Genomic DNA, 502 nt, shown 5'->3' with positions numbered 1-502 from the left:
CACCACCCCCTCGACCATGCGGTCCCCCTCTTTGCCCGCAAAAAGCGTTGTTTCCACCTCCACATCATTGCTTCCCTCCAGTCGATGACTTCGGATGGCGTGAAAGCGCAACTTTCGCTGATCAATGGCCTGAACGAGCAACCCGCGCACAGAAATCTCGCTCTCGACGGGGCAACGAAACTTCACGAGATAAAACTGTTGGGTTTCCGGAGCCACAAAGGAATAGCGGTCTATCAGCACTGTGATTTTAGGCAGCGAAATGTTCAGACATACGATGAAGAATGTAGTTTCTAAAGCGAGAAGCCATAGCCCATAACCAGTCAGAACGCCGACCGCACCGGTACTCCATACGGTGGCAGCTGTGCTCAATCCTTTGATACTAGCGCCATCTTTGATGATAAGTCCCGCCCCAAGGAAGCCGATCCCTGTCACGACCTGAGCGCCAACTCTAAGGTCATTCTCGATACCGAGGGCATTGGGGAGAGATGCATAAGCGGCAGCG

The 502-nt window shown here is 53.4% G+C and carries 1 protein-coding gene; it reads right to left on the bottom strand.

Going from position 1 to position 502, the window contains the following annotated elements; all coding sequences use genetic code 11:
- Positions 1-502 (bottom strand): MgtC/SapB family protein (locus ABE530_RS19685; protein WP_499695731.1); only part of this gene is annotated, 502 nt, incomplete at both ends.

It is taken from the genome of Brucella sp. TWI559, from assembly GCF_039674265.1.
In the GTDB taxonomy this organism is placed as follows: Bacteria; Pseudomonadota; Alphaproteobacteria; order Rhizobiales; family Rhizobiaceae; genus Brucella; species Brucella chromiisoli.
This window is presented reverse-complemented; position numbering and strand designations above follow the sequence as displayed.